The following is a 21,428-nucleotide window of genomic DNA, read 5'->3' on the forward strand; positions in this document are numbered from 1 at the left end:
TTGCATCGAGTAAGTGCTTTTCGAGTATATTCCTCCCGCTTTGCCGGAATCGCTTTCCCGGCCGGACCGCAGCGCGGGACGCGGGAGGCGGTCAGAGCACCGCGACGGGATCGACGGGCGAGCCCGTCCCGCCCGGTACGTTCAGCGGGGCCACGACGATCATGAACTCGTACCGGCCCGCGGCGGCGCACGCGGCGGAGAGGGCCTCCAGCTCCAGGTTGTCCAGCAGCGGCACCCCCATGGCCGCCACCGCCAGCGCGTGGACGGGGGAGTGGACGCCCTCGACCGGCGAGGGCCGCAGGTCGCTGTCCCCGTCCGCGCCGATCAGCGCGACGCCGCGCTCGGCCAGCAGCGGTACGGCGTCCACGTGGAAGCCCGCGCTCGCCGCCCCCGAGTCCCAGGGGCCGAGCTCCCGGCGGCGGCGGAACCGGCCCGAGCGCAGCAGCACCGCGCAGCCCTCGTCGACCGTCACCGCCAGCGCGCGCTCCGCCGCGACGACGTCCCCCGAGTGCACCGCCCGTCCGGGCTCCAGCCAGTCGACGCCGAGGGCGGCCGGCAGGTCGAGCAGCACGCCCTTGGTGACCAGCGGCCCGAGCGCGGCCACCGACCCGAAGCGCGCGCCCCCGGCGCCGACGGCCTCCCGCGCCGGACGGCCGTCGTAGAGGCGCCCCTCGTACGCGACGTGCGACAGCGCGTCCAGGTGGCTGACGCCCTTGCCGTGGTAGTCGACGCCGATGAAGTCCTTGTACGTGGCCGGTTCCGGCGGCTCCACGTCACCGAGGTCGGACATGAGGTGCAGGGCGGGCCTGACGTTGTCCGGCCCCGGCCGGGTGTCCCAGGGCAGCCCCAGCCGCACCACGGTTCCGGAGCGGACCAGGGCCGCGGCCCGGCAGACGTGGCCGGCGGAGACCCGGTTCCAGGCGCCCCGGTCGGCAGGGGTCCAGCGGCCCCAGGTACGGACCGCCGCGAAGAGGGCGTCGAACTCCGCGCGGGGGACCGGGGGCTCCCCGGCGGCGGGAGGGGGCGCGGGGCTGCTGCTCATCCGGGGCTGCTGCTCATCCGGGGTCGGCGCTCCAGGTCTCGGGGCTCGGAGGATCGGGGCCAAAGCTCGGGAGGACGGGGTTCCGGGGCCCGGGGTTCCGGTACCCGTACGCAAGCCTCCCGCCCGCCGGCCCCGCTCGCCACGCCCAGCCGGTGCGCGGGGCTCCGTCCGGGCGAAAGGGGCGGGGCCCCATCCGGGCGAAAGGTGGCGGTGAGCAGCGCCGACAGGGCAGGCTGGGAGCATGCGGGTGTTCCCCCGCCGGACTCGTCGACCGGGAGCCGGCGGTCATCACCAGGTCCTCTTCGTCCTCGCGGAGTGCGTGCCCTTCGCGATCGCGCTCGCGGTGCTGACCGTCGAGTTCACCCCCGCCCACTTCCTCTACACCGGCCCGCTCCTGATCGCGACGCCGGCGCTGGCCGCGGTGACCATGGGCCCCCGGGGCACGCTCGCGGCAGTGGTCCTGGCGGTGGCCGTGAGCGTGGCCACCGCGACGTACAACCGGGCGTGGGGCAGCGACCAGGTGTACACCAACTTCCTGGCGCTGACCCTGGTGTCGCTGGCCAGCGTCGCGACGAGCAGTGCCGCCCGCACCCGGCGGGAGAGCGAACTCGGTCAGGTCCGCCGGATCGCCGTGGCGGCCCAGGAGGCGGTCCTGCGGCCCGTACCGGCCCGGCTGGGCCCGGTACGGGTGGCCGGCATGTACCTGGCCGCCGAGACGGGGGCCCAGATCGGCGGTGATCTGTACGAGGCCGTCCAGACGCGGTACGGGGTCCGGGTGATCGTCGGTGACGTCCGCGGCAAGGGTCTGCCGGCCGTCCGGGCGGCCGCCGCCGTGCTCGGCGCGTTCCGGGAGGCCGTGCACTACGAGGACGATCTGGTCGACGTCGTCAACCGCTGCGAGGCGGCGCTGCGCCGGGACGCCGCCGTACCGGGCGTGATCGACCCGGAGGCGCTGGTGGAGGGGTTCGTCACCGTCCTGGTCGCCCAGGTGCCGGACGCCCCCGTCGTCGAGGTGGTCAACCGCGGCCATCCGCCGCCGCTGCGGTGGAGCGACGGCAGGGTGGAGGCCCTGATGCCCGCCTCCCCGCTGCCGCCGCTCGGCCTGGAGGAGTTCATCACCGGTCCGCGCGGCCGCACGGAGAGCTACTCCTTCGTGCCCGGCGACCGCCTGCTGCTGCACACGGACGGCGTCATCGAGGCGCGCGACAGGGGCCGGGCCTTCTTCGCGCTGCCCGAGGCGATGACGCAGCTGGAGCCGCGGCCCGAACGCGGCCCGCAGGACTTCCTGGACCGCCTCCACCAGGACCTGCTCCGGCACACCGAGGCCCGCCTCGCGGACGACGCCGCGATGATCCTCTTCGACCGGGTCGACGGGGCGGACGCCGCGGGAGCCGGGCCGGGCGGTCAGACGGTGCGGCCGCAGTAGGCGGCGAGCCGGTCGGGCACGGGAGCGTCGCGCTCGGCGTCCGCGGCGTCTGCGGCGTCCGCGGCGGCTGCGGGAGACGCCACGGCCGTCGGCCCGGGCACGGCGAAGACCCGCAGGAACAGCTGGGACAGCGGGCCGATGGCCAGCGCGTAGGCGAGGGTGCCGATGCCGACGGTGCCGCCGAGGAGGAAGCCGGCCGCGAGGACGGTCAGCTCGATGCCGGTGCGGACCAGCCGCAGCGAACGCCTGGTACGGCGGTGCAGGCCGGTCATGAGGCCGTCGCGCGGCCCGGGGCCGAAGCGGGCGGCGATGTAGAGGCCGGTGGCGGCACCGTTGAGGACGATGCCCGCCGTCAGCAGGGCCGCCTGCGGCACGGCGCCGTGCACGTCCGGCAGCACCGCGAGGGTGGCGTCCATGGACAGGCCGACGGCGAACACGTTCGACACGGTGCCCAGGCCCGGCCGCTGCCGCAGCGGGATCCACAGCAGCAGGACCAGGGCGCCGACGGCCACCGAGACCGTGCCGATGCTCCAGCCCGTCCGCTCGGCGAGGCCCTGGTGGAAGACGTCCCACGGGTCCAGCCCCAGGCCCGCGCGGACGAGGAACGCCGAGCTCGCACCGTAGAGGGCGAGTCCGGCATAGAGCTGGAGCAGCCGCCGGGGGAGACGGCGTGCGGGGCGGGGAGGGCTGGCGGACACGGCGGACACGGCGGACACGGCGGAGCCTTTCTGGGAGCCAAAGACCGACAGGGATCACGGTGTGGCATGGTCGAGGCGCCTCGACAGGGCCAATCCGGGGTAAGTGGCCCTTCTTCCGGCCTGCTGTGCCCCGGGTCGTGGCCGGTCGGCGTCCGCCGGTCGCGAGCCCGGCGGGCAGGCCGTGAGAACCGGCACATTTTTGGCCCATTTAGTCCGAATTGGTGAATCATGGTGTCCGTTCTGGCCTCCTTTGCGGGTTCTCGGGTGGATGCCAGGCATCGCACTGACGTACCAGCACCACCGGGAGAGACATGCGACGCGAACACCGCCGGACCTACAGCTGGCGGATCGCCCTGCCCCTGGTGGGCGGGGCCGCCGTACTCGGCTTCGGAGGCCTCTACGTCACCGGGCTGATCGTGACCGGCGACACCGTCGCCGACGGTACGAGCGTGCGCGGCGTCGACATCGGCGGCATGAGCCGTACGCAGGCCAGGGTCACCCTCGACCGCGAGCTCGGCCCCGCCGCCACCGCCCCCATCGAGCTGCGCATCGGCGACCGCACCGAGAAGGCCGTTCCCGCCGCGTTCGGCCTCTCCCTGGACACCGGGGCCACCGTCGACCGCGCCGCGCCGCACGGAGCCGACCCCTTCACCGTGATCGGGCGACTGTTCGCCGGGGACACGGAGCGCGAGGTCCAGCCGGTGGTCCGCACCGACGGCCCCACCAGCGCGGCCGAGGTCGACCGGATCGCCGCCGCCGGCCGCGAGGCCCGCGACGGCGCCATCACCTTCGAGGACGGCCGCCCCCGCGTCACCGACGCCGTCACCGGTGTCACCGTGCGCCCGGAGGCGACGGCGAGCACCGTCCGCGCCGCCTACCTCGGCCCCCAGTCCGGTCCGGTCGCCCTGCCCGTGGTCCACAAGGCCCCGGCCGTGGACGCGCGCGAGACCGAGCGGGCCCTGAAGGAGTTCGCCGAGCCCGCCATGTCCGGCCCCGTCACCCTCACCCTCAACGGCCGGCCGATCTCCATATCCCCGGCCGTCCTCGGCGACCACCTGACGGTCAAGGCCGACGGACAGGGCCGGCTCGTGCCGAAGCTGGACGCCAAGGGCCTGCTGGCCGACCCCGCCGTCGCCCGGCAGATCGACGCGCTCACCCAGGGGCCGCGGGACGCCACGTTCCGCGTCGACGCCGCCGGCCGCGCCGTCGTCGCCGAGGACGGGCTCAGCGGGGCGAAGGTCACCGAGAAGGCGCTGGGCGACGCCGTGCTGCCGCTGCTGACCCGGACCGGCGCCGCCGCCCGTACCGGGGAGCTCGCCGTCACGACCGTCCCGCCGAGCATCACGGCCGCGGAGGCCGCCCGCCTGGGCATCAAGGAGAAGGTCTCCTCCTTCACCGTGAACTTCCCGGCCGCCCCCTACCGCACCACCAACATCGCGCGGGCCGTGGAGCTGATCAACGGCTCCCTGGTGCGGCCGGGCGAGACGTGGAGCTTCAACAAGACGGTCGGCGAGCGGACCAAGGAGAACGGTTTCGTCGACGGCATCATGATCAATGACGGCCAGTACACGAAGTCGCCCGGCGGCGGCGTGTCGGCCGTCGCCACGACCATGTACAACGCCGCGTTCTTCGCCGGCGTCAAGCAGGTCGAGCACGGCGCGCACTCCTTCTACATCGAGCGCTACCCGGAGGGCCGCGAGGCCACCGTCGCCTGGGGCACCCTCGACCTGCGCTGGAAGAACGACCTGGACAGCGCGCTCTACGTGCAGGCCCAGTCCACCGACACCTCGGTGACCATCACCCTCCTGGGCACCAAGAAGTACGACGAGATCCGCGCCACCCAGAGCCCGCGCAGCAACGTCGTACCGCCGGCCAAGCGCACCGGAACCGCTCCCACGTGCGAGGTGCAGACCCCGCTGGAGGGCTTCGACGTCTCCGTCGACCGGCTCTTCGTCCAGGGCGGCAAGGAGGTCAAGCGGGAGACGTACCGTACCCACTACACCCCGCGCGACGAGGTCACCTGCACCCCGGAGGGCTCGACCGGCACGCAGCCCCCGGCCGCCCCGGGCACCGGGCCCGCCGCGAAGCAGTCGCCCGCGGCGGTCGTCCGGGCGGCCGGTACGACGGAGCCCCAGCCCCTCGCCTGACCTCCGGCCGGCCCCGGCGTCTTTCCGGTGCCCCCGGCCGGCCCCGGCATCCCCCGCCCCCGGGACCGCGCGCCGTCACCCGGGCGCGCGGTCCCGCTGGCACGCGGGGCCCGTTCCCGGCTTGCTGGACGGGTGAGAGAGCGAGCACCGGGGACCTCCCGCGAACAGATCCTGCGCACACCGCGGGCCGCCGGGCTGGCGGGCATCGTCTTCGCCCTGCTCCTCGCGGCCGCGATCGTGCTGCTGCGGACGGCCCTGCCCCCCGGGGCGGCCGCCGCCGAGGCGCGGCTCGACGCGGGCCACCGGCAGGCGGTGAGCACGGCCCTGGAGCTCGTCCCCTTCGCCGGCATCGCCTTCCTGTGGTTCATGGGCGCCCTGCGCGAGCACACCGGGGCCGCCGAGGACCGCTTCGTCGCCACCGCCTTCCTGGGCAGCGGACTGCTCTTCGTCGCGAGCCTCTTCGGTGCCGCCGCGGCCGCCGGGACCGTCCTCGACGCCGACCAGAGCTCGCAGTTCGGCCGCCACTTCGCGTACACGCTGCTGACGACGTACGCGATGCGCATGGCGGCCGTCTTCGTCCTGGCCACCTCCACCATCGGGCGCAGGCTCGGCGTCTTCCCGCGCCCGCTCGCCCTGGCCGGCTACGCGGTCGGCCTGGTCCTGCTGGTGGTGGGCTCCTCCCTCGCCTGGTCCGAGCTGGTCTTCCCGGCCTGGGCCCTGGTCATCAGCCTGTACGTCCTGCGGGCGGGGCGCCGCGCCCGCTGACGCACCGGCCGCCGCCGTCACCCCAACGGCTTCCCGGACGCGCCGTCCGGGCCCGCACCGCGCACGCTGGCCGGTGAGAAGTGTGTGTGGGGGGCGAGCGAAAGGACCGCGTCTTGCTGAGGCTTGTCGTCGACCTCAACCGGTGCCAGGGGTACGCGCAGTGCGCCTTCCTCGCGCCCGACGTCTTCGCGATGCACGGTGACGAAGGACTTCTCTACGACCCGCAGGCCGAGGAGGCCCAGCGGGCCCGCGTCGCCCAGGCGGCCGCCGCCTGCCCGGTGCAGGCCATCCTCGTGGACGAGCTGGACCTGCCGTCCCGGGCCCCGGACACCTCGGGGGCCTCCGATGCCTGACGCAGCCCTGGAACGGCTCAGGCGCGAGGGCCGCATCGTGGTCGTCGGGGCCTCGCTCGCGGGCCTGCGCGCCGCCGAGACCCTGCGCGAGAAGGGGTTCAAGGGGTCCCTCACCCTGATCGGCGACGAGCCCTACGAGCCGTACGACCGCCCGCCCCTGTCCAAGCAGGTCCTGCTGGGCAAGACCACCGCCGAGCGCACCGCGCTGCCCCGCCGCCGCGACCTCGACGCCGACTGGCGGCTCGGTGCGGCGGCCACCGGCCTCGACATGGCGGCCCGCCGCGTCCGGCTCGCCGGCGGCGACGAGGTGCCCTACGACCGGCTGCTGATCACCACCGGGGTGCGCGCCCGGCCCTGGCCGAACCAGGCGGAGGGCGAGCTCGACGGCGTCTTCGTGCTGCGCACCCGCGACGACGGCGCGGCCCTGGCCCGCCGGCTGGACGCCGGACCCCGCCGGGTCCTGGTCATCGGCGCCGGGTTCACCGGCTCGGAGATCGCCTCCGCCTGCCGCGAACGCGGGCTGGAGGTCACCGTCGCCGAGCGCGGCGACGGGCCCCTGGTCGGCGCGCTCGGCGGGGTCATCGGCGCCGTCGCCGCCGAACTCCAGCGGGAGCACGGCGTCGACCTGCGGACCGGCGTCATGGTCACCGCCCTGGAGGGCGACGCCACCGGACGCGTCCGCGCCGCGCACTTCTCCGACGGCACCATGCTGGAGTGCGACGTGGTCGTCGTCTCGCTCGGCGCCCAGCGCAACACCGAGTGGCTCACCGGCTCCGGGCTCGGCGCGGGGCCGCGCGGCATCGCCTGCGACGCCGGCTGCCGCGCCTTCGACATCCGGGGCATCGTCACCGACGACATCTTCGTGGCCGGCGACGTCGCCCGCTCCCCGCACCCGTTGTTCGGCTACCAGTTCCTGTCCCTGGAGCACTGGGGCAACGCCGTCTGCCAGGCCGAGACCGCAGCCCACAACATGCTCAGCGAGAGCACCGACCGGATCCCGCACATCTGGGTCCCGGCCTTCTGGTCCTCCCAGTTCGGGGTGAACATCAAGTCGGTCGGCGTGCCCTCGATGGGCACCGAGATCATGATCACTCAAGGGTCGCGCGCCGAGCGGCGCTTCACCGGCGTCTACGGCTACCAGGGCCGTGTCATCGGGGCGGTCACCTTCGACAACGCCCGCTGGCTGTCGTTCTACCAGCAGCAGATCGAGTCCACGGCGCCCTTCCCGCCGCCGTACCCCACCGTCGACCGGCGTTCCGAGGGGCAGCGGCCGATGCCCGCCGACTTCCCCGACCCGTCCGTGCCCACGCACGGGCCGACCGTCACCCTCAGCGGGTACTCGCCGGCCGACCGCCGGATGACCTTCACCCCCGCCGGGCACTGACCCGCGTGCCTCCAAAGGACCCGGTATGAAGCAAGGCATCCTGACCGACATCCTCGACTACGCCAACCGCGCGAACCCGTACCCGCTCTACGCGGAGCTGCGCAAGACCCCGGTCTTCCACGACGGGGACGGCCCGTACGTCGTCAGCACCTACTACGACATCCACAGCCTGCTCCACGACCCCCGGCTCAGCTCCGACTCCCGCAACCTGGCCGCGACGGCGGGCGATCCGCTGGCCGAGAGCGGGGACGAGGGGGCGGCGGCCCTGCCGCCGAGCTTCCTCAAGCTCGATCCCCCCGAGCACGACCGGCTGCGCCGGATGACCAACCGGCCCTTCGGGCCGCCGCACTCCCCGCACCGCATCGAGGGGATGCGCGAGGACCTGGCGGGCATCGTCACCGGTCTCATCGACGACCTCGGCGACCCGGGCCGCATCGACCTGGTCGACCAGTTCGCCTACCCGTTCCCCGTCACCATGATCTGCCGGCTGCTCGGGGTGCCCCGCGAGGACGAGGCGCGTTTCCACGTCTGGGCCGACACCCTGGCCGCCAGCCTGGACCCCGATCCGGGCGCCGACCCCGGGGAGCGGGAGCGCACGACCCACGACGCCCGGATGGAACTGGGCATGTACCTGGCCGGGCTGATCGAGGAGCGGCGCAAGAACCCCGGCGAGGACATGCTCTCCCAGCTGGCCGTCGGGCACGGCCAGGACGAGGCGATGAGCACCATGGAGCTGCTCAGTACGGCCGCCCTGCTGCTGATCGCCGGACACGAGACCACCGTCAACCTGATCACGAACGGGATGCTCACGCTGCTGCGCAACCCGGACGTGCTCCAGCAGCTGCGCGAGACGCCGGGGCTCGTGGTGCCGCTGGTGGAGGAGCTGCTGCGGTTCGAGCCGCCGGTGCAGCTGCTGCCGCAGCGCACCCCGCTCGTCGACATCGAGGTCCGCGGGGTGACCATCCCCAAGGGCTCGTCGATGTGGCTGGTCCTGGCCTCCGGCAACCGTGACCCGGACCGCTTCGAGGACCCCGACCGCTTCGACCCGTACCGCAAGGACATCCAGCACCTGGGCCTGGGCAGCGGTATCCACAGCTGCTTCGGCGCCCCGCTGGCCCGGCTGGAGGCGCAGCTGGCGCTGAGCGAGCTGGCCCGGCGGCTGGAGAACCCGCAGCTGCTGGAGGACCCGCCGCCGTACCGCCAGAACGCGGTCCTGCGCGGCCCCCGGCACCTGCCGATCAGCTGCGACGGCATCCGCCCCTGAGGGAACGCACCGCGGGAGGCCGAACCGGATCCGCTCCGGTACGGCCTCCCGCGCCGCTGTGCCGGTGGCCGGTCAGCAGGAGAGGTTGGCGCCCGGCGAGACGCCGAGCATCTGGGTGAACCGCTGGTAGTTCGCGATGCGGCTCTGGACCTGGGCGGGGTTGCCGCCGTTGCACTCCAGGGCGCCGTTGATCGAGCGGATGGTCTCGCCGAAGCCGGCGCCGTTGACCATGGCCGCGTGGGCGGTCATGGTGCCCGGGCCGTTCTGGGTGTTCCAGTACCACAGGGCCGTCTTCATGGCGACGGCCGGATCCCGCTCCACGAGGTAGGGGTTGCCCAGCAGGTCGAGGCCGAGGGCGTCGCCGGCGGCCTTGTAGTTGAAGTTCCAGCTGAGCTGGATGGGCCCGCGGCCGTAGTAGGCCGCCTGGCCGGCCGGGCAGCCGTAGGGCTGGTTGCGGTCGCAGTAGTGCGGGTAGTTGGCGGTGTTCTGCTCGACGATGTGCACCAGCCCGCCGGTCTCGTGCGAGACGTTCGCGAGGAACGCGGCCGCCTCGCGGCGCTTGGTGGTGTCGTCGCCGGTGTGGGCGAAGCCGGGGTACGCGGAGAGCGCCGCGACCAGGCCGTTGTACGTGTAGAAGGGGTTCCGGTTCGGGAACATCTGGTTGAACTGGGCTTCGCTGACCACGAATCCGGACGGATCGCCCGGATCGCCCGGGTCCTCGCCGCCGCCTCCGCAGCCTCCCTGGTCCGCCCAGACGCCCCACTGCCCGGTGGTCCCGGGCGTCTCGCCCTGGGTCCACCACTTGGCCTGCCAGTTGTGTCCGCCGTACGAGGCGGTCATCCCGCCCGTGTACACGGCCGACGAGGACCAGGCTCCCGCGCAGGGGGCGGCGGCGGAGGAGGTGGTGGGGAAGAAGACGAACAGACCGACGGCGGCCGCCGCGGCCGCGGCCAGGGCGAGGGCGCGCCGGCGCAACGCACGTATCACGTAACTGCTCCTTGAGTGGGGGGAGTTGCCGAGGTGGGGGCGGCAACTCCTTCCACTCAACCGAGAATGGTCTGAACCTGTCAAGGTCTAGACCAAATGATTCCGCGGATCTCCTGGGCCCCGCCGCCGTCCGCCCGCCACCCGCCGCGCGCTTATGATGGGAACATGCGTGCGAATCACGGTGAGTCCCGGCCCGACCCGACCCCAGCCCTCTCCGGTGACGAACTGGCCCGCTGGTACTGGACCCTCGCCGAACTGATCGCGCTCGCCCGGCGGATGGATGTGCCCACGGGGGGAGGGAAAGCGGCGCTCGCCGAGCGCCTCGCCGCAGCCCTCGACGGCCGGCCGCTCCCGGCGGCCCCGCCGCGCACCCGCCGTGCCGGCCGCCAGCTGGCCGCGCCCGTGGACGGCGCCACGGTGCTGCCGGAGGGGCAGCGGTGCAGCCAGGTGCTCCGGGAGTACTTCGTCGGCGAGATCGGGCCCGCGTTCCACTTCGACGCCTTCATGCGCGCGTACGTCGCCGAGATGGCCGGCCACACCCTGTCCGACGCGGTGGCCCACTGGTACGCCACGCGCAGCGCGGCCGCCGAACCCCAGGACATCGGTGCCCAGTTCGAACTCAACCGGTTCCTCCGCGCGTGGCACGCCGATCAACCCGGCGGCACCCGCGACCAGGCGCTGGCCGCCTGGCGCGAACACCGCGCGCGGCCCAGGACCGCACCCGCCGACCGGCCGGAGCCGCGGCGCTACCTCGATCCCTCGCCGAGGGATACGGCCGGGGGCACCGTCAGGGCCGCGGCGCCGACGACGAACAGCCGCTCGGCGCAGGCGTCGTCGGCGCCGTCGTCGCGTACGCCGGCGCGGTCGTCACCGGCATCCCGCCCGGCGTCCTGACCGGTGTCCGCCGCCGGCCGCGCGTGGGCGCGGAGGAAGCCGAGCGCCGGGCCGTTGCGCCCGGTCTCCCGGAAGCGCACCGTCAGGCACGGCACACCGGCGCGGTCGGCGATCGCCGCGAACAGCGACTCGGCCACCCCGCGGTCCATCGCCCGGCAGCTCATCGCGAAGCACTCCACGTGGACCTCCTCGCCCAGCCGCGCGGTGACGGCCGTCGCGATCGTGCCGTAGTCGCCGAACCGGTCGCGCAGGGTGGCCACCCACGCGTCGGCGCCCTGCCATGCCAGCAGCGCGGGGACGTCCGCCCCGTCGGCCGTGCCGGAGGCGAACTGGTTCGTGCGGGCCAGCAGTTGCGAGATGCGGGGCAGGTCCGCGGGCGCGGCGCGGCGGACGACCACCACGGTGCCGAGGCGCTCGTTGAGCCGGGTGGTGTCCGCCGCGCGGTCGGCCGCCTCCCGGCGCAGCGCGTCGGCCCGGTGGGTGGCGTTGCGCGAGCGGTCCTCGGGCGTGGCGAAGAACCGGTCCAGTTCCCAGGCGTGCCGCAGGACGGCCGGCGGATCGGTCTCCGGCCCGACGTGCAGCACCGTCACGCCCGGCAGGGTCTCGGCGACCTCCGCGCACACGTACGGGTCGTCGTCGAGCAGGACGAAGCTGTCCGGGCCCAGCCGCAGTTCCTCCGCCAGCGAGGCGATGTTCTGCGACGTGGGCTTCCAGTTGACCCGGCTGGCGACGAAGTGCTCGCGCTCCAGCACCATCTCCCGCCCGCGCTCGGCGAACACCCGCTCCACGCTGGCCTCGTCGTTGCGGCCGCACAGCGCCAGCACGAACCCCTCGTCGTACTTCTGCCGCAGCAGGTGCCGTACGGCGAGGTAGCGGCCGCCGAGATCGAGGTCCTCGGGGGCCGCGTCCCCGCACGCGCCGCCCCACAGCGTGTAGTCGCAGTCGACGGCGATCACCGTGCGGGGGCGGATCAGCGTGGAGTGGACGACCCGGGCCAGGCCCACCGCCAGCGCGGCGAACGCCTCGTCCGTATAGGGGACGCGGGCGGTCCGGGCACCGTGCGGATCGTGCACGTTCCAGCACCCGTACGCCGTGAACCAGTCGGCGGCGTCGATCACGGCGAGCCCGGGGACGTCCCGCAGCCGCGCCAGCAGGCGAGCGGGCGTGCCGGGGCCCGGCCCCTGCGCGCCGGGCGGGTCGGGGCAGACCACGAGCGCGGTCGGGGTGCCGCGGCCGGCGGCGAACTCCCGGGCCGCCGCGACGAAGGCGGCGACCCGCTCGGGGCCCGCCGCGCCGCGGGTGCCGCCGTCCGTCCAGTCGGCGAGCCGCACCAGGCCGACGTTGACACCGTCGGTGTTGCGGACGAACAGGCTTGCCGGGCAGGCGAGTTGCTCGACGAGCACACCGTACGGGGCGCTCTCGACGCGATGCGGGGCCTCGATGTGCTCCAGCGCGTCCCGCAGCAGCGGCAGAAGGGGGTCGGCGGCGAAGGTCGCGGCAAGAGTCAGTGACGGACGGGTCATACCCCGAAGTACGAGCGCTCCGGGGCGGGGGTTCAAAAGTCCGGCTCCGTCCGCCGCCGGTTTCGTGGGTCCCGCCGGACGTCAGGCCCGGCGGTGGTGCAGGAGCACCACGCCGTTGCCGAAGGTCCGGGTCCCGACGAGTTCCAGCGGCAGCGGGGAGGTGACCGGCGTGCCCGGGAAGAGCGGCGTGCCCCGGCCGACGCGGACCGGATGGACGTAGATCCGGTACGCGTCCACCAGGTCCTGGGCGAGGAAGGAGGCGGCCAGGTTCGCGCCGCTGAGCGCGAGGTCCCCGCCGGGCTCCGCCTTCAGGGCGGCGATCTGCCGCGGATCGACCTCGCCGAGCACGGTGGTGTTCCAGTCGGCCTGCCGCAGGGACCGGGAGAACACCCACTTGGGCTTGGTGCGCCAGATCTCCGCGAACTCGGCCTCCACGGGGCTGACGTCGGGGTCCTGGTCGGCCGTCGGCCAGTACGAGGCCATCAGTTCGTGGGTGACCCGGCCGCTGAGGATGCCCCCCGCGTCGCGCGTCACCTCGTTCATGTGGGCGTGCAGCTCCGCGTCCACCCGGTGCCAGGAGATGTCCCGGCCCGGCGCCTCGATGAACCCGTCGATCGACACCTGCGCCATCAGCACGATCTGTCTCACAGCGCCCGACCCTACCCCCGTGCGGCCCGCCGCCCCCCGGACACGCCCAAGGGCGGGGCCGGACGGGGCGGGGCGGGGCGCGGCGGCGGCGGGGCGCTGTCCCGGCCGGTCGGCTACGAGGCGACGTACTGCCGCAGGTGGCGTGCCGTCAGCGTGTCCGCCTGCGCCACCAGTGCCGCCGGGGTGCCCTCGAAGACGACCCGGCCGCCGTCGTGGCCGCCGCCCGGACCGATGTCGATCAGCCAGTCGGCGTGCGCCATCACCGCCTGGTGGTGCTCGATGACGATCACCGAATTGCCCTGGTCCACCAACCGGTCCAGCAGGGCGAGCAGCTTGTCGACGTCCGCCATGTGCAGTCCGGTCGTCGGCTCGTCCAGGATGTACGTCGAGGACGCCTCCGCCATGTGGATGGCGAGCTTGAGCCGCTGCCGCTCACCCCCCGACAGCGTGTTGAGCGGCTGCCCCAGGCGCAGGTAGCCCAGCCCGACGTCGGCGAGCCGCCCCAGGATCCGGTGCGCCTGCCCGGTGGGGAAGAAGGCGTGGGCCTCCGCCACCGGCATGTCCAGCACCTCGCTGATGTTCCTGCCGTTCAGCCGGTACGTCAGCACCTCCGGCGTGAAGCGCCTGCCCTCGCACTCCTCGCACACCGACGCCACCCCGGCCATCATCGCCAGATCCGTGTAGACCAGGCCCAGCCCGTTGCAGCGCGCGCACGCTCCTTCCGAATTGGCGCTGAACAGCGCCGCCTTGACCCCGTTGGCCTTGGCGAACGCCGTCCGGATCGGGTTCAGCAGCCCCGTGTACGTCGCCGGGTTCGACCGGCGCGACCCCCGGATCGGGGACTGGTCGGCCACCACCACGCCCTCGCGGCCCGCGAGGTGACCGTGGATCAGCGAGCTCTTGCCCGAACCCGCCACGCCCGTGACCACCGCCAGCACCCCGAGCGGCACCTCGACGCTGACGTTCTGGAGGTTGTGCAGATCGGCGTCCTTGATGGACAGGTGCCCGCGCGGCATGCGCACCGACTCCCGCAGCCGCGCCCGGTGTCCGAGGTGGCGCCCGGTGAGGGTGCCGGAGGCACGCAGCCCCGCCACGCTGCCGCTGAAGCAGATCTCCCCGCCCGCCGTGCCCGCGCCGGGCCCGAGGTCCACGACGTGGTCGGCGATCGCGATGACCTCCGGCTTGTGCTCCACGACCAGGACCGTGTTGCCCTTGTCGCGCAGCCGCAGCAGCAGGTCGTTCATCCGCTGGATGTCGTGCGGGTGCAGACCGGTGGTGGGCTCGTCGAAGACGTACGTCACATCCGTGAGCGAGGAGCCGAGGTGGCGGACCATCTTCACGCGCTGCGCCTCGCCGCCCGAGAGGGTGGCGGAAGGCCGGTCCAGACTGAGGTAGCCGAGGCCGATCTCCGACAGCGAGTGCAGCAAGTCGCGCAGGCCCGCCAGCATCGGGGCGACGGACGGGTCGTCGATCCCGCCGATGAACGCGGCCAGGTCGCTGATCTGCATCGCCGCGCACTCGGCGATGTTCCGCCCGTCGATCCGGCAGGACAGCGCGGCCCGGGTCAGACGGCTGCCCCCGCACTCGGGGCAGGAGGCGAACACCACGGCCCGGTCCACGAAGGCCCGGATGTGGGACTGCATGGACTCGCGGTCCTTGGCGAGGTAGGTGCGCCGGATCTTGGTGATCAGGCCCTCGTAGGTGACGTTGCTCGTGCCCGCCTTCACCTTCACCGCGGGCCTGTGCAGGAAGTCGGCCCACTCCTGCTCGGTGAAGTCCTTCAGCTTCTTGCCGGGGTCGTAGAAGCCGGAGTTGGCCATCACCTGCCAGTACCAGGTGTCCACCCCGAAGCCGGGGGCCGTGATCGCGCCCTCGTTCAGGGAGAGTTCGCGGTCCACCACCTGGTCGACGTCGATGTCCGAGACCTGGCCGAGGCCCTCGCAGTGCGGGCACATGCCCTCGGGCAGGTTGAAACTGAAGGCGCCCGAGGTGCCGACGTACGGGGTGCCGAGCCGGCTGAAGAGGATCCGCAGCATCGTGTACGCGTCGGTCGCCGTGCCCACGGTGGAGCGGGAGCCGGCGCCCATCCGCTCCTGGTCCACCACGATCGCGGCGGAGAGGTTGTGCAGGGCGTCCACGTCCGGCCGGCCCGGACTCGGCATGAAGGACTGGACGAAGGCCGTGTACGTCTCGTTGATCAGGCGCTGGGACTCGGCGGCGATGGTGCCGAACACCAGGGAGGACTTGCCGGACCCGGAGACTCCGGTGAAGACCGTGAGCCGCCGCTTGGGTATGTCCAGCGAGACGTTCGCGAGGTTGTTCTCACGCGCCCCCCGGACCTGGATCACCTGGTGGCTGTCGGCGGCCTGGGCGGGGACGGGGGTGGTGGTCTGCACGGAACTCCTCACGGTGGGGGTGGCTCTCGGGCTTTCTCTGTACATTGTACTTTATACGCTGTACGAAGAAATGGCGGCCGCTGACGGGCGGTCACCCGGCCGGAAAGAGAGCAGCCCATGGCCAAGGACACCAGCGGGGCCGGCGACCCCGTCCGCACCCTGGAACTCCTGTGGCGCGAGCCCGGCCAGGACCAGGAGCGCCGCCGCGGACCCCGGCAGGGGCTCAGCGTGGACGCCGTCGTCACGGCCGCCACCCGGCTCGCCGACGAAGCGGGCCTGGACGCGCTCACCATGCGCGCGCTGGCCCAGCGCCTCGGCGTGACACCGATGACCCTCTACACGTACGTCCCGGGCAAGGCCGAGCTGCTCGACCTGATGCTGGACCAGGCGTACGCGGACATGGCGCACCGCCCGGTGCCCGCCGGCGCCCCCTGGCGGGCCCGGGTCACGGCCGTGGCCGAGGACAACCGCGACCTGCTGCGCGCGCACCCCTGGATCGCCGGCCTGGCCGTCACCCGCCCGCCGCTGGGACCCGGTGTCTTCGCCAAGTACGAGTACGAACTGTGGGCGTTCGAGGGCATCGGCCTGCTCGACGTGGAGATGGACGCGGCCCTCAGCCACCTGCTCGGCTTCGTCCACGCCATGGCGCGGGCCGCCGCCGACGCCGCCGCGCACAACAGCCGGCTGCCCGACGACGAGTGGTGGGCGGCCAGCGCACCGTTCCTGGAGCGGACCGTGGACGAGTCGCGCTACCCGCTCGCCACCCGCGTCGGCACCGCGGCCGGCGCCTACGACCCGGAGCTCGTCTGGGACTTCGGCCTGCGCTGCATCCTCGACGGCCTGGCCCGCACCGCCGACCGGTCGTAGGACGGCCTAGCGGTAGCCGGTGGTGTCCGCCGGGAGGTCGCGGTCCTGGACCTCGACCAGGTAGCGCCAGGCGTCCGGGCGGCTGCCGTCGAGGTCGGTGAAGCCGTACTCCCGGGCCAGCTGCCCGCTGGAGAGCGAGGCCCCGTTCCAGCGCGCGCGGCCGGGGTCCGCGGCCAGCGCCGCGACCGCCCGGCCGACGTACGAAGGGGTCTCGGAGATCGCGAAGTGCGGCGAGGTGCGGGTGGCGTCACGCCAGTTCTCCTCCGTCACCCCGTAGTTCTCCAGCATCATCTCCGAGCGCAGCCAGCCCGGCGTCAGCGCCACCGCCGTCGCCCCGTGCGGCCCCACCTCGTGGCCCAGGGCGAAGGCCATCCGCAGGACGGCCGCCTTGGCGAGGTCGTAGAAGAACGACACCCGGTAGTGGGCGTCGTTGTAGGCCCGGGTGCCGTCGGTCACCTCCACCACCAGCCCGCCCGTACGGCGCAGCAGCACCGGCAGCGCGAAGTGGCTGGTGATCATGTGGGTCTCGGTCGCGCGCCGCAGCAGCCGCAACCCGCCCTCCAGGTCGTGCTCCCACACGGTGCTGCCCCACTCGAAGGCCCGCTCACCGCCCCAGATGTCGTTCACCAGGACGTCCAGGCGCCCCTGTTCGGCGTCGACGCGCCGCACCAGCGCCTGCACCCGCTCGGGCACCAGGTGATCGACGGCCACCGCGATGCCCCGCCCGCCGGCCGCCGTGACCAGGTCGGCGGTGTCCTCGATGGTCTCCGGACGGTCGTACTCCGAGCGGCGGGTACGGGTGCTGCGGCCGGTCACGTACACGGTCGCGCCCTGCGCGCCGAGCTCGACCGCGATGCCCCGGCCCGCCCCCCGGGTCGCCCCCGCCACGAGGGCGACCCGGCCCGCGAGCGTCCCGCGCGGCCCGGCCGGCGCCGGCTGTGCTGCTGGCTGCGTCTTCGGCATGGGCCGACCCTACGCCCGGCCGGGCCCGGGGACCTGACGGGACGTCGGCGACACGGCCTCCTCGGCCGACGTCACAGGCCGACGTCGCGCCGGCTCATGTCCTCCAGCGACTCCCTGCGCACCAGCGTGCGCGCCGCACCGTCGCGCACCGCGACCACCGGCGGCCGGCCGACCAGGTTGTAGCCGGAGGCCATCGACAGGTGGTAGGCGCCCGCCGCCGGGACGGCGAGCAGGTCGCCGGGGCGGACGTCGGAGGGCAGGGACACCGACTCCGCCAGGACGTCGCCCGCCTCGCAGTGCCGGCCGACGACGGTGACCTCGGTCTGCTCGGCCGCGGACGTCCGGCCGATCAGCCGGGGCGCGTAGCGCACCCCGTACAGCGCGGGCCGCGGGTTGTCGCTCATCCCGCCGTCCACGGCGACGAAGACCCGCTCGCCGGTGCGCTTGACGGCCAGCACCCGGTAGAGCGCGACGCCGGCCGGGCCGACCACCGCCCGGCCCGGCTCGACGGTCAGGCGCGGCACGGCGAGCCCGGCGCGGGCGCAGCCCTCGGCGAGCTCCGCCCGGACCCGGACCGCCAGCGCGGGGACGTCGAGTTCCGGCTCGCCGGGCCGGTAGGCGATGCCGTGGCCGCCGCCGAGGTCGAGTTCGGGCAGCTCGACGCCGTGCTGCTCGTGGACCCGGGCCAGCAGGCCCACCATCCGGCGGACCGCCGCGACGTACGGCTTGACGGAGGTGATCTGCGATCCGATGTGACAGTGCACGCCCATGAGTTCCAGGGCCGGCTGGCCGAGGATCCGGCCGATGGCGTGCTGGGCGGAGCCGTCGGTCAGCGACAGGCCGAACTTCTGGTCGTCCGTGCCCGTCCGCACCTTGGCGTGCCCGCCCGCGGCGATTCCGGGCACCACGCGGACCAGCACCCGCTGGCGGCTGCCCGCCGGGACGATGGCGGCGATCCTGGCGATCTCCGAGGCGCTGTCGACGACGATCCGGCCGACCCCGAGCCGGACGGCGGTCTTCAGGTCCTCCGGGCTCTTGGCGTTGCCGTGCAGGACGATCCGCTCGGCCGGGAAACCGGCGGCGAAGGCCAGCAGCAGCTCGCCGGCCGAGCACACGTCCAGCCCGAGCCCCTCCTCCTCGATCCAGCGGACCATCGCCCGCGAGAGGAAGGCCTTGGCGGCGTAGAGCACGTCCGCCCCCGGGAAGGCGGCGCGGTAGGCGCGGCACCGGCCGCGCACCTCCTCCTCGTCGAGGAGGTAGAGCGGGGTGCCGAAGCGATCGGCGGCCTCGGCCAGCGAGACCCCGGCGACGCTGACGTCCCCGTCCGCCGAGGGGCGGGCCGAGGCGGGCCAGACACCCAGCCATCCGGTGTCGGCGGCCGGCAGCGGGCCGGCGGGGCCCGGGGTGTCGAGGGTGGCGGTCATGGCGTTCTCCTCGCGCTCAGCGGGCCGTTGGGACGGGGGCGACGGCCGGTACGGGGGCCGGTACCGCGGCGGGTACGGGGGCCGGTACGGGCGGCGGCGCAGGCACGGACGCGGGCACGGGTGCCGGCGCGGACGCGGGGGCCGCCGGGCCCCGTACCGCCCCCGCGGAGGCGGCGGGCTGTTTGGCGGAGAACTGCGGGTCGACGGTGAGCGCGGTGACCCCCAGCGGGGCGGCCAGGGCGCGCAGCGCCGGCACGGAGAGCCGGATCCAGGGCTGGTCGTCGCCGAGGGTGGCCCGCAGCCGTTCGCGGGAGGTGAACCCGACGGCGGTGCGCGCCCCGGGCGGGGTGCGGAAGAAACGGGTGACGTACCCGGCGGGACCCGGCCGGACCGGGACGTAGAGCGGTCCGGCCGGGCCGGGTTCGAAGGGTTCAGCGCCGTCGGCGCGGGCGTGCGCGGTCATGCGGTCCTCCTGGGGCGGACGTGGTCACGGCGGCTGCGGCCGGGACCGGCCGGATGCGCGCCTGCCGTGACGCTATGCCCCTACGGGCCCGCACCGCTGCGGCCCCTGACGCAGACTTGACGGCTTCGCCCCCCTTGCTGACGGCTCCCATACGTCGCTCATACGGGACCCAGGGCCTTGATCACCTCGGCGCTGGAACGGACCAGCCCGAGCCGGGGGAAGATCTTGGTGAACGTGTGGGCGTGGGAGTCCGCGTCGAGATCGGCGGTGGCGTCCTCGGCGAACACCAGACCGTAGCCGTGCTCCCAGGCGCTGCGGGCGGTGGACTCCACCCCGGCGCTGGTGGAGATGCCGGCCAGGACGATACGGCGGACCCCGCGCCGGCGCAGCTGCAGATCGAGCTCGGTGCCGGTGAACGCCCCCCAGTGCCGCTTGGTGACGACGAGGTCGCCGGCGCCGCCGTCGGTCAGGGCGGCCGGGAACGCCGAGAACGCGGCGGGCGGCGCGGCGGCCGGGCCCGGCCGGTCCACCTCGGCGGGCGGCCGGTCGCCGCCGTCGGGGGACCACTCCACCTTCACCCGTACGACGGGCAGCCCGTGCGCCCGGAAGGCCCGCGCCAGCGCGACGCCGTGGGCCAGGACCTCCTCGGCGGGACGGGCGGTGGGCAGCGCCAGGATGCCCTCCTGGAGGTCGATGAGGACGAGGGCGGTGTGCGCGTCGAGCGTCAGCGGGGTGCTCAAGGGGACTCCACAGGGGTGGTACGGGTGCGGTGCGGTCGTGCGGTGCGGGGCCGGGGGCTTACCGGGCATGCCGGGTGGCCGGCGTGCCGCGGGCCCACTATCGCGGCTGCGTGCCGCGCGTGGCCGGATTGACGGCCGGAGCCGGACCGGTCGCGGTCACCGGCGGCGCCGGTCTCCCGACCGGGCGCGCCCTGTGGCCGCGACCGTGACCAGCGCGGCCAGCAGCCCGGCCGCCGCGACGGCCGGCGCGGTGTCCGGCCCCCACAGCGTCCACGCGGCCCCGAACAGCACCGAACCCGCGAACCGGGCCAGCGCCTGGCACGTCTGGAGCAGCGCCAGGCCCGTGGTGCGCAGCTCCTCCGGCAGCAGCGGCCCGGCGGCGGCCATCAGGACCCCGTCCGTGGCCGCGTAGAACACGCCCAGCAGGGCCGGCACGACGAAAACGAGGGGCAGCCAGGCCGGTACGGGCACCACCAGCAGCAGGCAGACCCCGATCAGCAGCAGGTGCCCGCCGAGGAAGACCCGGTGCCGGCCGAGCCGGTCGGCCAGGCGCCCGGCGGGCACCGCGCACAGCAGGAAGGCCGCCGCCACCCCGACGGGCAGCAGCGGGAACTGCGCGGCGGGCAGGTCCAGGCGCCGCTGGAGCAGGAGGAAGAGGAAGGCGTCGCCCACAGTGAACAGCCCCAGCAGGGCGGCGGTCAGGCAGAGCCGGCGCAGGCCCGGGATCCGCACGAGGGTGCGCGCGGCGGCCGGGCGGGGCCGCGGGCCCGCCGCCCGGGCGGCGGGCGCGGGAGCCTCCCGTACGAACAGCGCGAGCAGCACCACGCCCAGAACAGCGACGCACGCGCTGACCGTGAACACGGCGTCGTAGCCGTCCACCGCCACCCACAGCACGCCGAACGCGGCCAGCGGGCCGAGCAGGGCGCCCGCCGTGTCCATCGCCCGGTGCACGCCGAAGGCCCGCCCCTGTTCCCCGGGCGGGACGGACAGGGAGATCAGCGCGTCCCGCGGCGCCGTGCGCAGGCCCTTGCCGGTGCGGTCGGCGGCCAGCACCGCCGCCACCGTCCACGGCGTACTGACGGCGAGCAGGCCCGCCTTGCACACGGCGGACAGCGCGTAGCCGGCGCCCGCGACCAGCTTGCGGCGCCGGGTGCGGTCGGCGATCCGGCCGCCGAGCAGCCGGAAGAGCGCGGTGGCGCCCTGGTGGAGTCCGTCCAGGGCGCCGAACGCGAGCGGGGTCATGCCGAGCCCGGCCACCAGGTACAACGGCAGGACGGCGGTGACCATCTCGGCGGAGACGTCGGTGACCAGGCTGACCAGCCCGAGCGCGAGGACGGTGCCGGGCACGGCCCGGCGCCCGCGCCACCGCGCCGTGCCCGGCGCGGGAACGCCCTGGGCGGCGTCCGCCGCCCGGTTGGCCGACAGGTACACGTGACTCTCCAGG

The 21,428-nt window shown here is 74.4% G+C and carries 18 protein-coding genes and 1 pseudogene; 8 read left to right on the forward strand and 11 right to left on the reverse strand.

Annotated elements, in window-relative coordinates; translation table 11 throughout:
- Nucleotides 1-91: 91 nt before the first annotated feature.
- The gene (locus ACZ6KO_RS03765; protein WP_469299527.1) at nt 92-1,042 is read right to left on the reverse strand and encodes a cyclase family protein; all 951 of its coding nucleotides are present in this window, start codon (nt 1,040-1,042) and stop codon (nt 92-94) included.
- A 241-nt stretch (nt 1,043-1,283) separates the two neighbouring features.
- Here ACZ6KO_RS03765 and ACZ6KO_RS03770 point away from each other — a divergent pair, with 241 nt between their 5' ends.
- Nucleotides 1,284-2,468, forward strand: coding sequence for a PP2C family protein-serine/threonine phosphatase (locus tag ACZ6KO_RS03770; RefSeq protein WP_469299532.1), 1,185 nt, complete (start codon nt 1,284-1,286; stop codon nt 2,466-2,468).
- Here the strand turns inward: ACZ6KO_RS03770 and yczE are convergent.
- The gene (yczE, locus tag ACZ6KO_RS03775) at nt 2,447-3,166 is read right to left on the reverse strand and encodes a membrane protein YczE (protein WP_469299535.1); all 720 of its coding nucleotides are present in this window, start codon (nt 3,164-3,166) and stop codon (nt 2,447-2,449) included. The genes ACZ6KO_RS03770 and yczE overlap by 22 nt on opposite strands.
- A gap of 311 nt (nt 3,167-3,477) precedes the next feature.
- Between yczE and ACZ6KO_RS03780 the strand changes: the two genes are divergently transcribed.
- The 5 genes from ACZ6KO_RS03780 to ACZ6KO_RS03800 all read left to right on the forward strand — a co-directional run bounded on the left by ACZ6KO_RS03780 (nt 3,478) and on the right by ACZ6KO_RS03800 (nt 9,079).
- Nucleotides 3,478-5,313, forward strand: coding sequence for a VanW family protein (locus tag ACZ6KO_RS03780; protein WP_469299537.1), 1,836 nt, complete (start codon nt 3,478-3,480; stop codon nt 5,311-5,313).
- Between the two features lie 132 nt (nt 5,314-5,445).
- Nucleotides 5,446-6,078 carry a hypothetical protein gene (locus ACZ6KO_RS03785; RefSeq protein ID WP_469299539.1) on the forward strand — a complete coding sequence of 211 codons (633 nt, stop codon included), beginning with the start codon at nt 5,446-5,448 and terminating at the stop codon, nt 6,076-6,078.
- A 116-nt stretch (nt 6,079-6,194) separates the two neighbouring features.
- Complete coding sequence (locus ACZ6KO_RS03790) at nt 6,195-6,431, forward strand: ferredoxin (protein WP_469301519.1); 237 nt, start codon at nt 6,195-6,197, stop codon at nt 6,429-6,431.
- Nucleotides 6,424-7,815, forward strand: coding sequence for an NAD(P)/FAD-dependent oxidoreductase (locus ACZ6KO_RS03795; protein ID WP_469299541.1), 1,392 nt, complete (start codon nt 6,424-6,426; stop codon nt 7,813-7,815). The genes ACZ6KO_RS03790 and ACZ6KO_RS03795 overlap by 8 nt, the downstream gene beginning before the upstream one ends.
- Before the next feature lie 25 nt (nt 7,816-7,840).
- Complete coding sequence (locus ACZ6KO_RS03800) at nt 7,841-9,079, forward strand: cytochrome P450 (protein WP_469299544.1); 1,239 nt, start codon at nt 7,841-7,843, stop codon at nt 9,077-9,079.
- Nucleotides 9,080-9,151: 72 nt separating this feature from the next.
- Here ACZ6KO_RS03800 and ACZ6KO_RS03805 read toward each other — a convergent pair whose 3' ends face one another.
- On the reverse strand, nt 9,152-10,054 hold the full coding sequence (locus ACZ6KO_RS03805; RefSeq protein ID WP_469301522.1) for a glycoside hydrolase family 19 protein: 903 nt from the start codon (nt 10,052-10,054) through the stop codon (nt 9,152-9,154).
- A 177-nt stretch (nt 10,055-10,231) separates the two neighbouring features.
- Here ACZ6KO_RS03805 and ACZ6KO_RS03810 point away from each other — a divergent pair, with 177 nt between their 5' ends.
- Nucleotides 10,232-10,960 carry a DUF6434 domain-containing protein gene (locus tag ACZ6KO_RS03810; RefSeq protein ID WP_469299546.1) on the forward strand — a complete coding sequence of 243 codons (729 nt, stop codon included), beginning with the start codon at nt 10,232-10,234 and terminating at the stop codon, nt 10,958-10,960.
- 80 nt (nt 10,961-11,040) lie between these two features.
- Here ACZ6KO_RS03810 and ACZ6KO_RS03815 read toward each other — a convergent pair.
- From ACZ6KO_RS03815 to ACZ6KO_RS03825, 3 genes and pseudogenes are all read right to left on the reverse strand, one after another.
- A pseudogene (locus ACZ6KO_RS03815) lies at nt 11,041-12,483 on the reverse strand (HAD-IIIC family phosphatase); the annotation flags it as partial.
- Nucleotides 12,484-12,564: 81 nt separating this feature from the next.
- Nucleotides 12,565-13,131 (reverse strand): dihydrofolate reductase family protein, encoded by a 567-nt coding sequence (locus ACZ6KO_RS03820; RefSeq protein ID WP_469299550.1) that lies wholly within the window; start codon nt 13,129-13,131, stop codon nt 12,565-12,567.
- A 113-nt stretch (nt 13,132-13,244) separates the two neighbouring features.
- Nucleotides 13,245-15,479: an ATP-binding cassette domain-containing protein gene (locus tag ACZ6KO_RS03825; RefSeq protein WP_469301524.1), complete on the reverse strand. Its 2,235-nt coding sequence runs from the start codon at nt 15,477-15,479 to the stop codon at nt 13,245-13,247.
- 165 nt (nt 15,480-15,644) lie between these two features.
- Between ACZ6KO_RS03825 and ACZ6KO_RS03830 the strand changes: the two genes are divergently transcribed.
- Entirely contained in the window at nt 15,645-16,394 is a 750-nt protein-coding gene (locus ACZ6KO_RS03830; protein ID WP_469299552.1) for a TetR/AcrR family transcriptional regulator, read from the forward strand.
- 6 nt (nt 16,395-16,400) lie between these two features.
- On the opposite strand, the gene ACZ6KO_RS03835 is transcribed toward ACZ6KO_RS03830, so the two are convergent.
- From ACZ6KO_RS03835 to ACZ6KO_RS03855, 5 genes are all read right to left on the reverse strand, one after another.
- The gene (locus tag ACZ6KO_RS03835; protein ID WP_469299555.1) at nt 16,401-17,357 is read right to left on the reverse strand and encodes an SDR family oxidoreductase; all 957 of its coding nucleotides are present in this window, start codon (nt 17,355-17,357) and stop codon (nt 16,401-16,403) included.
- 71 nt (nt 17,358-17,428) lie between these two features.
- Complete coding sequence (gene lysA, locus ACZ6KO_RS03840; RefSeq protein ID WP_469299557.1) at nt 17,429-18,781, reverse strand: diaminopimelate decarboxylase; 1,353 nt, start codon at nt 18,779-18,781, stop codon at nt 17,429-17,431.
- Nucleotides 18,782-18,797: 16 nt separating this feature from the next.
- Nucleotides 18,798-19,244 (reverse strand): SAV_915 family protein, encoded by a 447-nt coding sequence (locus ACZ6KO_RS03845; protein ID WP_469299559.1) that lies wholly within the window; start codon nt 19,242-19,244, stop codon nt 18,798-18,800.
- 158 nt (nt 19,245-19,402) lie between these two features.
- Nucleotides 19,403-19,984 (reverse strand): hydrolase, encoded by a 582-nt coding sequence (locus ACZ6KO_RS03850; protein WP_401452910.1) that lies wholly within the window; start codon nt 19,982-19,984, stop codon nt 19,403-19,405.
- 156 nt (nt 19,985-20,140) lie between these two features.
- Nucleotides 20,141-21,415: an MFS transporter gene (locus ACZ6KO_RS03855; RefSeq protein ID WP_469299563.1), complete on the reverse strand. Its 1,275-nt coding sequence runs from the start codon at nt 21,413-21,415 to the stop codon at nt 20,141-20,143.
- Nucleotides 21,416-21,428: the final 13 nt, after the last annotated feature.

Source organism: Streptomyces sp. NPDC042102, from assembly GCF_055582305.1.